The 7,839-nt window shown below is 37.4% G+C and carries 12 protein-coding genes; 1 reads left to right on the forward strand and 11 read right to left on the reverse strand.

All coding sequences use genetic code 11. The features are described 5' to 3' along the window. Positions 1–56: 56 nt before the first annotated feature. From DW159_RS13495 to DW159_RS13515, 5 genes are all read right to left on the reverse strand, one after another. Positions 57–461, reverse strand: coding sequence for an LptM family lipoprotein (locus tag DW159_RS13495; RefSeq protein ID WP_117551447.1), 405 nt, complete (start codon positions 459–461; stop codon positions 57–59). Positions 462–539: 78 nt separating this feature from the next. Continuing rightward, the gene (locus DW159_RS13500) at positions 540–1,103 is read right to left on the reverse strand and encodes a GNAT family N-acetyltransferase (RefSeq protein WP_015534086.1); all 564 of its coding nucleotides are present in this window, start codon (positions 1,101–1,103) and stop codon (positions 540–542) included. 60 nt (positions 1,104–1,163) lie between these two features. Next, complete coding sequence (locus DW159_RS13505; protein ID WP_015534087.1) at positions 1,164–1,766, reverse strand: Type 1 glutamine amidotransferase-like domain-containing protein; 603 nt, start codon at positions 1,764–1,766, stop codon at positions 1,164–1,166. 174 nt (positions 1,767–1,940) lie between these two features. Further along, entirely contained in the window at positions 1,941–2,738 is a 798-nt protein-coding gene (locus tag DW159_RS13510; protein WP_022215831.1) for a PfkB family carbohydrate kinase, read from the reverse strand. A gap of 75 nt (positions 2,739–2,813) precedes the next feature. Continuing rightward, positions 2,814–3,146, reverse strand: a complete 333-nt coding sequence (locus DW159_RS13515; RefSeq protein ID WP_008373705.1) for a winged helix-turn-helix transcriptional regulator — start codon at positions 3,144–3,146, stop codon at positions 2,814–2,816. Between the two features lie 142 nt (positions 3,147–3,288). On the opposite strand from DW159_RS13515, the gene DW159_RS13520 reads away from it, so the two are divergent. Continuing rightward, positions 3,289–3,642, forward strand: a complete 354-nt coding sequence (locus DW159_RS13520) for a cupin domain-containing protein (RefSeq protein ID WP_117551449.1) — start codon at positions 3,289–3,291, stop codon at positions 3,640–3,642. A gap of 165 nt (positions 3,643–3,807) precedes the next feature. On the opposite strand, the gene DW159_RS13525 is transcribed toward DW159_RS13520, so the two are convergent. The 6 genes from DW159_RS13525 to DW159_RS13550 form a co-directional block, all read right to left on the reverse strand. After that, on the reverse strand, positions 3,808–4,716 hold the full coding sequence (locus DW159_RS13525) for a radical SAM mobile pair protein B (RefSeq protein WP_117551451.1): 909 nt from the start codon (positions 4,714–4,716) through the stop codon (positions 3,808–3,810). Beyond that, a complete protein-coding gene (locus DW159_RS13530) occupies positions 4,704–5,393 on the reverse strand; it encodes a radical SAM mobile pair protein A (protein ID WP_117551453.1) in 690 nt (229 codons plus the stop codon). Before DW159_RS13530 ends, DW159_RS13525 begins: the two co-directional genes overlap by 13 nt. Then, positions 5,390–5,827: a radical SAM mobile pair system MarR family transcriptional regulator gene (locus DW159_RS13535; RefSeq protein WP_004853467.1), complete on the reverse strand. Its 438-nt coding sequence runs from the start codon at positions 5,825–5,827 to the stop codon at positions 5,390–5,392. Before DW159_RS13535 ends, DW159_RS13530 begins: the two co-directional genes overlap by 4 nt. Positions 5,828–5,942: 115 nt before the next feature. After that, the gene (locus DW159_RS13540; RefSeq protein ID WP_117551455.1) at positions 5,943–6,677 is read right to left on the reverse strand and encodes a MerR family transcriptional regulator; all 735 of its coding nucleotides are present in this window, start codon (positions 6,675–6,677) and stop codon (positions 5,943–5,945) included. 112 nt (positions 6,678–6,789) lie between these two features. Beyond that, positions 6,790–7,206 carry a hypothetical protein gene (locus tag DW159_RS13545; protein WP_117551457.1) on the reverse strand — a complete coding sequence of 139 codons (417 nt, stop codon included), beginning with the start codon at positions 7,204–7,206 and terminating at the stop codon, positions 6,790–6,792. 80 nt (positions 7,207–7,286) lie between these two features. Beyond that, on the reverse strand, positions 7,287–7,715 hold the full coding sequence (locus DW159_RS13550; RefSeq protein ID WP_117551459.1) for a contact-dependent growth inhibition system immunity protein: 429 nt from the start codon (positions 7,713–7,715) through the stop codon (positions 7,287–7,289). Positions 7,716–7,839: the final 124 nt, after the last annotated feature.

Consider the following 7,839-nt stretch of genomic DNA (forward strand, 5'->3'; position numbering starts at 1 on the left):
TTCATTTCTTTCCCTCACAAATTCCGATTTCTCAGTTTCAAAAACTGGAATTTGACTTAATATCCATGGTCAACATGCTGCCACTTTCCGCCATCTGTTCTAACTAAAATCCACTTCCAATCACTGTATGTACTATTTGGATTCAAAGACCCGTTTCCACCAGATGAATCAACATCGAATGAAGATGATAAAACAATGACTTCATCTGCATTGTTTCTGTCTGCCCAATCTTTATGATCTTTCGTGCAGTCATCTCCGGCATAGTAAATTTCTGTGAGAGTGCATCCTTTCCAGTCACTCTTAAACTCCTTTTTTATTGTGTCAATAGCGGCTTTAATATCCTCTTCTGAATAGCTCTCAGATTCAACATTATGAGTTTTCTCTTCACTGACATCTCCACCACAAGCACTCAAACCAAATAAAAGCATAATACATAGCATTGTACATACGATTTTCTTCATACAAGACCTCCTTAAATCCCGATTCCTCAGTTTCAAAAACTGAAATTTTCGAGTGTGTCGCTAAATTAGATTTTTTCATCAATTATCATTACTAAAATACTCATTTCTAAGTATGGAATAATAAACTTCATCCACAATACCTTGATTACAGGTTCCCGACTGCCTAATTATTCCTTCTTTTTTCATTCCCATTTTCTGCATTACACTTCCTGAGTTTGGATTACCTGCAGCATGCTTTGCATATACACGTTTGACTTTTACTTCTTCAAAAAAGAATTTTACCAATGCCCTTCCTGCTTCTGCAGTTATACCTTTTCCCCACCATCTGCTTCCAATACCATACCCGAGCTCCACACTTTCTGTTGCCTCATCGAGACTTACTACTGATATATCTCCAACCAGTTCATGCGAATCTTTTAACTCAATTGTCCAAAAATAGAAATCCTGCTTATCATACGATTCTATCCAATCAATTAGTAATTGCTTTGTCTCGTCGACATTTTTATGCGGTTGCCAACTTAAAAACTTTGTTACATCTTTTTCTGTTACCCAGTTTTTAAACATGATTTCTGCATCATCTAATACATGTCGTTTAAGAACTAATCTATCTGTTTCTATTCTAATTGTGCCCTTATGTTCCATACGCATCCTCCACCATCAAGAAAATTCCGATTTTCCAGTTTCAAAAAAGGATTTTTCAAATTAGTCTTTGCAAATAACCTTTGAACCTTCACCATCAATTACAATTCCCTGATGGTTGTTAATAGGGCATAGATTCAAATCCGAAAACTCAGTCATTATTTTCTCGGTAACTTTCTTAAATGGTGCTGTAAGATAATGCGGAAGAACATAGAAATCAATCAAATCAAGCCCTGCATCATCTTCTTGTGAGTAGTCCTCCGGCTTTTCATCCATTTGCTCGATATATTGGATGCTTGGAGCGCATATAATTGCGCCTGCCGACTCGCCGATCATCAATTTTCCATTTGCCAATTCCTTTTTTAGCAACCCATCAGTTCTTGTTTTACGGAGTTGGTCCATAAGAAAGAAAGAATTTCCGCCGGTAAAATATATCACATCTGCATCTTCAAAAACAGACTGTATCGTTGAATAAGCCTCCGTTGAAATATCAATTTCAGTTACGATTGCTCCCAACTTTTTGAATAATTTTCGAGCCGAGCCGACATAACCGGTGTAGCCTTCACGCAACGAAGCTGTTGGAATAAATGCGACTTTCTTATTTTCAATTTCTTCCTTTATCAGACTTCCTACACTTGAAAAGTGCGAACATAAAAATAGTTTCATCAATATTCTCCTTTATAAATCCCGATTTCTCAGTTTCAAAAACTGAAGTTTATTTACTTTTCTTCACAACCGGATTCTTAGAAAACATATCTTTTATTCATAATCCAATTATAAACACTCCGAAAAGTGACCATATAATAAACCCTGTCATATTGTTTCTCCTTACAAATCGAATTAAAAGCCACCATAATGAGACAATGTCTCTGTTGCAAATTCTGTACCAACTCTCATAGCCTCGTAAATATCACCAATTAACATATGAGAACACACAAAGCCTGCATGGTAGCTATCTCCGCAACCAGTAGTATCAACTATTTCTAAAGCTTCATCAGCCGGGACAAAATACTTTTCACCATTATAATATGTAACACTTCCTTTATCAGCTAAAGATGCATTAAATAGTCCTTTATACTTCTTGGAAAATGCTTCAAATATCGGAAGAATTGATTCCTCTCCACTAATCAGGAAATAATCTATATATGGTGCATATTTTTCCATCTCCTTAAAATTACGATATTCTACAAAATCCACAGCCAATCTGAAGTTATTATTCTTTTTTAAATCTATAATTTGTTCAAAACAGCCTGCCCAGAAATGTATAAATACAACCTCTGATTTTTTTATAAAGTCCAATTCGTCTTGATTCAATATCATTTTATCAACAATATCACCCGTCCATGAATCATCTTTGTAATATCTGTCACCGTCAGCCGTAAGATATGTACGATTATTTGCAGTTACTTTATCCTCTTCAACTCTTACATGGCTTACATCTATTCTCTTATCAGAAACAGAATCCATAATAAATTTTGCGTAGGAATCCTGTCCAACCGCACCCAATATTGAAACATTAAACTCCTCAAATTTTGATGCATGAACTGCAAAATTAAGGGCTTCACCACCTGCACGCAATTCATCTGTTCCATCAAAAACATCTACACAGAGGCACGGAAGTGCCACTAAATTTATCATTCTTGTACCTCCCTAAATTCCGATTTCTCAGTTTCAAAAACTGGAATTGTTCGAGTTTTTCAAATACTAACGTCCTTAATTTTGTTCAATAATTGATTTATAGTAGTTACCAAAGTCAGCAAGTGAATTAACAATTGGAAGCATTTTTGTTCCGAGTTCCGTTAAGCCGTATTCAACTCTCGGTGGCTGCTCATGGTAATCGTGGCGATATGCCAGCCCATCACTCATCATTTGTCTTAAACTATCTGTCAAAACCTTTTGTGAAATACCATCTATACTTCGTTGTAGCTCATTGAATCTCCATGGACGCTCTTTCAAGTTACGCAAAATCAGCAGTTTCCATTTTCCTCCGATGAGAGATACCGCTGTTGCAACTGGGCATTCCGGTAATTCTTCTTTTGCTCGCATAATTCTCACCTCCGAGTCTATTGTAACACATTCAATTTTGAGTGTACAGTTACAAAAAGGTGCGTACTTGTTTTTGTATGTGTCTCACACTATACTAATACCAAGCAACCAGAAACTACAAATCAACTATGGAGGTATTATTATGACAAATTACACAAAAACAACTATTGGAAAGGAAAACCGAATTGAGCTGCATGAAAAGTTGTCTTTAACAGGTGCAGAAATCAGTTTAAACGAACTACCTGCAGGAGCAAATGTCCCATTTGTTCATTCTCATAAAGAAAATGAAGAAATCTATGGAATTCTTTCAGGTAACGGCAAGGCCATAATTGATGGAGAAGAAATCAGCCTTTCAACTGGAGACTGGATAAAAATCGCACCTGCTGCAAAGCGTCAGTTTTTTGCATCCGATATTTCCGGAATTACTTATATCTGCATTCAGGTAAAAGAAAATTCTCTGAAACATTTTACAGCAGAGGATGCCGTAATAGGCTAATTAAAAGTATTTATTTACAAAAATGCACAGTTCCCGATAAGCTAAGAACTGTGCATTCCTTTTTTTTCAATTTTACGATTTCTCAATTTTTCAAACAAGAACTTCTCGATTTCAAATGGCGATAAATAAATCTCTCCACCATCATCAGTTTAATTTTCGTTTAGATTAACGATTTCTTTTTCCGGTATTCTCTGTCCCACGGATTTCCTCATGATAGAAATAATCTACGATCACCGGATGTCCCTGCGGGACTCTGCCATAAGGCATTTCATTATCCACAAAGGCACAATCATACTTCTTAGCCATTTTCTCAGCTTTTACTTCAAGTGCTTCAAAGTAGCTGCGGTTATGCTTGTTATAGATCTCGTCGTAAAGTGGTACAAGATCAGGATATTTTCCGGCGATATAATCCATAATTGTCTTTTTGAAACCGCCTCGAAGATTGAGATTTTCGAGCCAGAACAGATCGCACTGATCCTTTACCCGCTCAAAGATTACTTCAAAATTCGTGATACCGGGGAATACCGGGGATACGAAACAGACTGTACGGATACCTGCTTCATATACCTGCTTCATAGCAGCGATACGGCGCTCAATGCTCGAAGCAGAGTCCATATCGTTCTTGAAATTTTCATCCAGTGTGTTGATCGACCATGAAACGGTTACTCGTCCAAGCTTCTTCAGCAGATCAATATCCCGTACCACAAGATCCGACTTTGTGCAGATCAGAATATCTGCGTCACTGCCGATCAGCTGCTCCAGAAGTTTTCTGGTATTCCCGAATTGCTCCTCCTGTGGATTGTAGCCATCTGTCACAGAACCGATGACCACCCGCTGTCCAGCATATTTCTTCGGATTTTTAATTTCCGGCCAATGCTTCACATCAAGGAAAGTGCCCCATTCCTCCTTGTGCCCGGTAAAGCGCTTCATAAAAGAAGCATAGCAATACTTGCAGGCATGTGTACAGCCTACATAGGGATTGACCGAGTAACCGCCTACCGGCAGACTAGACTTAGTCATGATGTTCTTTGTTTCCACCTCACGAATGAGGATTCCATTTATTACTTCTTCCATGATTTCTGTTCCTCTAACACTTTATTAAATTCTTCCGGCATTTCCTGAATCATAATTTCATCCCCTATGATAGGGACAAGGTCTTCCTTCATAAACACCGGAATGCCGAGCTTATGTGCCTGGTCCGCCAGAGACCATGCCCATTCCGGCTCCGTATGAATCTTCCTGCTCTGAGCTCCGGTCATGGTGCCGACAACGATCCAATTGATTCCGGAAAGGTCAACTGTGCCGGGATCGTCGAATAACGGCTCAAAGGTAACATGGTAATGTTTTGCTCTGACATTTTTCCGAAGGGCGTCGATACGCCACAGTTCTGCTTTCCTCGTCACCGTAACGCCAAACCATGCGTTTTCCAGATCGGTATCAAAATCCAGCAAATCAGGTCGCTTGGTAAGGAACAGGAACTGATGCTGTGGGTTTTCACAGATCTTTGCAAATACCTCGTCTCTCCATTCCGGCTTCCATCCGGAGAGATCGCTCATCCCGGTAAGAAGAAAGTTCTTCGGACGTTTCTTTTCCATCATCTTGAGCTTACCCGGAAAGAATTCAGGGTCAGAGAAGTCATCAATCATATGCCAGCGTTTCACGTTGTTGCGGGCATAGCAATATGTACACCCCACTGTGCAGCCAATGACGATATTCATGTTCTGAATCTGATCTTTGATACAAATACTCATGACTTCTGCCACTCCTCAAGATTCTTTCTGATGCGGTCTAGGCATTCCTCAAACCGGGTAATTTCTTCCTCTGAAAAACCTTTGTAGTAAATACTGCCCATCTCATCAGATACAGAATCGTACTCGCCCTTCAAGGCATGTGCTTTCTCAGTCAGAAACAGGAGTGTTTTCCTTTTGTCCGTTTCAGACTGAACACGGCTTATCAGCCCTTGATTTTCCATTCTTTCCAACATCGTAGTAAGAGATGTTATCGCTAATCCGCATTTAGTCGAGAGTGACCTGATTGAGATACCATCCTCCTGCCACAGCACATAAAGAATACGCCCCTGAGCTCCATTAAATGCATCAATATTCTTTTCACTGAGAATCTTCTCGAAAATCCGGTCTCCAAGCTGTTTTATTTTGGTGACAAGAAATCCTCCATTCATTTCCATGCAAAAGCTCCTATATAGTAGTTTATTAAAAACATACTATATAGGAGCTTTATTGTCAACAGTTTATATGTCTTAATAGGTAAATTCCATTTTTTTCAATTCTCCAAACTGGAAGTTACCTTCTGCTCATATAAAATATATCAATAGCTTTACTTGCAAACTCTGCTGTGCCAACTCCTCCAACATCATCAATATTTTCCGTAAGTTCTCCTCCACCGTCATACATTCTTCCAAGACCGCATAAAATCTTATCAGAACATATATAAAAATGATCTGTAATGTAATCCTGAAGTTTCCTTACCTGCAACTGCACCTGTTCATCTTCTGGATCCATTTCTTTCATTTGTCCGAATTCAACAAATAATTGCATAAACTCATTTGCAACAGTAGCTTCATCGTCTTTCGTCCAGTTCTTTGTTTTCTCTTCAAACTCCTTATACTCAGAGGTTTGTCCCCATTGTTCTTTTGCTCGTTTAGAATACTCATCAATCTTTGTTGTATCAAATACTTTAAAATCCATATATTTCACTCCTATTCCTTTTATTCCTCGAGCGAAACTAATAAGATTTTCAAGATGCTCTTTTTTCATAGTTAGCAATTCAATCTGCTGCTCTAATGCTTTGTTCCTGTCAAAGTTAGGGGCATCAATTATCTTTTTAATCTCCTTAAGCGGAAATTTCAATTCTTTAAACAGTAAAATTTGTTGCAGCCTTTCCAAGGATGTATCGTCATACAACCTATAACCTGACTCTGTATATTCAATAGGTTTTAAGAGACCAATGGTATCATAATACTGCAGAGTGCGTATACTCACTCCTGTTAATTTACTTACCTCATTCACTGTCATCATTGTCATTTCCTCCTCTCGATAAACACATCGTAAACTATTACGTTGCGTAGGAGTCAATAGTTTTTCAAAGAAATTTTCAAAATTAGCAGCTTGATAAATTCCGATTTTCACGTTAGGTTTCATCCAAATATATTTCTATTTTGCTGAATACCTTATCTTTACAGAAATTAAACTCAGGAGTCTTTTTGATATAGCTGAATATATCTTCTTCAATGTCCTCATTCCATATAGTTCGTTGAAAATCTTTATTTCCTTCCGTTGGAATATATAACACATCCACGTGAATTTGATAATACTCTTCCTCATCATTAGGAAATTGTCTAACCAAAGAAAAGTTAAACATAGGTTTTCCTGTAAAAGAATAGGTTCCTGTTTCAAATAAAATCATATCTTCTTTAAGTGGCATATTACACATCTCTTCAAACACGCTTACTATGTGTTCCAGACTAGAATTATCTGAAATGCTATTTTGCAAATATCCTAATAAACTTTCCTTTGATGTCCTCTTAAATCTATCAAATAATCCCATTTGAACCCTCCTGTAATTTATACTTATAGGCTCAGCATAAGCTCCCAATATCATGTATGATATATTATTACAACCAAACTCTAACCCATGTTGTAATATCGTTCTGATTCCATAAAAGACTCAATAACCGCTTTGCCTATTTCCTCAGCATCTGCATCAGCAAATAGTATAAATTCTTTGATGATTTCATCATATGCATATTGTCTTTTATGTGATTTTTTCATCGAATGTATTATATACTGATTATCTTCAGTGATTTTAACACGAACATAATGATTATTTTTCCAAAAAGCTACTCGGCTTCTATATTTCGTATTTTTCTTCCATGCAGCATTTTCTTTTCGCTCATTAGGCGTCAGCGAAGATAAAGGACTGTTTCTTATGTAATCAATAGCACTTTTTACACCTTCACCGACAGAAACAGCATTGTCCAAATCTGATAAATTTATGAACCAATCTGAATCAATCGAATATCCTGCAATATGGTCAATAAGCGGAACAATTAACATTCGTCCCTCTCCCTTATATATAGATATTAATAACGGATATGAATGTAACATCATAAATTCACCTCATTTACAAATTCCGATTTCTCAGTTTCAAAAACTGGAAGTTATCGAGTTATTTTACAAC

Source organism: Coprococcus sp. AM14-16 (assembly GCF_003434675.1).
Classification (GTDB): Bacteria; Bacillota; Clostridia; order Lachnospirales; family Lachnospiraceae; genus Coprococcus; species Coprococcus aceti.

Excerpts from the sequence above, each read along its gene's own strand:
- DW159_RS13520 (WP_117551449.1), top strand. The coding sequence starts at position 3,289 with ATGACAAATTACACAAAAACAACTATTGGAAAGGAAAACCGAATTGAG.
- DW159_RS13550 (WP_117551459.1), bottom strand. The coding sequence starts at position 7,715 with ATGTTAATTGTTCCGCTTATTGACCATATTGCAGGATATTCGATTGAT.
- DW159_RS13530 (WP_117551453.1), bottom strand. The coding sequence starts at position 5,393 with ATGAGTATTTGTATCAAAGATCAGATTCAGAACATGAATATCGTCATT.
- DW159_RS13535 (WP_004853467.1), bottom strand. The coding sequence starts at position 5,827 with ATGGAAATGAATGGAGGATTTCTTGTCACCAAAATAAAACAGCTTGGA.
- DW159_RS13525 (WP_117551451.1), bottom strand. The coding sequence starts at position 4,716 with ATGGAAGAAGTAATAAATGGAATCCTCATTCGTGAGGTGGAAACAAAG.
- DW159_RS13495 (WP_117551447.1), bottom strand. The coding sequence starts at position 461 with ATGAAGAAAATCGTATGTACAATGCTATGTATTATGCTTTTATTTGGT.
- DW159_RS13505 (WP_015534087.1), bottom strand. The coding sequence starts at position 1,766 with ATGAAACTATTTTTATGTTCGCACTTTTCAAGTGTAGGAAGTCTGATA.
- DW159_RS13500 (WP_015534086.1), bottom strand. The coding sequence starts at position 1,103 with ATGGAACATAAGGGCACAATTAGAATAGAAACAGATAGATTAGTTCTT.
- DW159_RS13540 (WP_117551455.1), bottom strand. The coding sequence starts at position 6,677 with ATGATGACAGTGAATGAGGTAAGTAAATTAACAGGAGTGAGTATACGC.
- DW159_RS13545 (WP_117551457.1), bottom strand. The coding sequence starts at position 7,206 with ATGGGATTATTTGATAGATTTAAGAGGACATCAAAGGAAAGTTTATTA.
- DW159_RS13510 (WP_022215831.1), bottom strand. The coding sequence starts at position 2,738 with ATGATAAATTTAGTGGCACTTCCGTGCCTCTGTGTAGATGTTTTTGAT.
- DW159_RS13515 (WP_008373705.1), bottom strand. The coding sequence starts at position 3,146 with ATGCGAGCAAAAGAAGAATTACCGGAATGCCCAGTTGCAACAGCGGTA.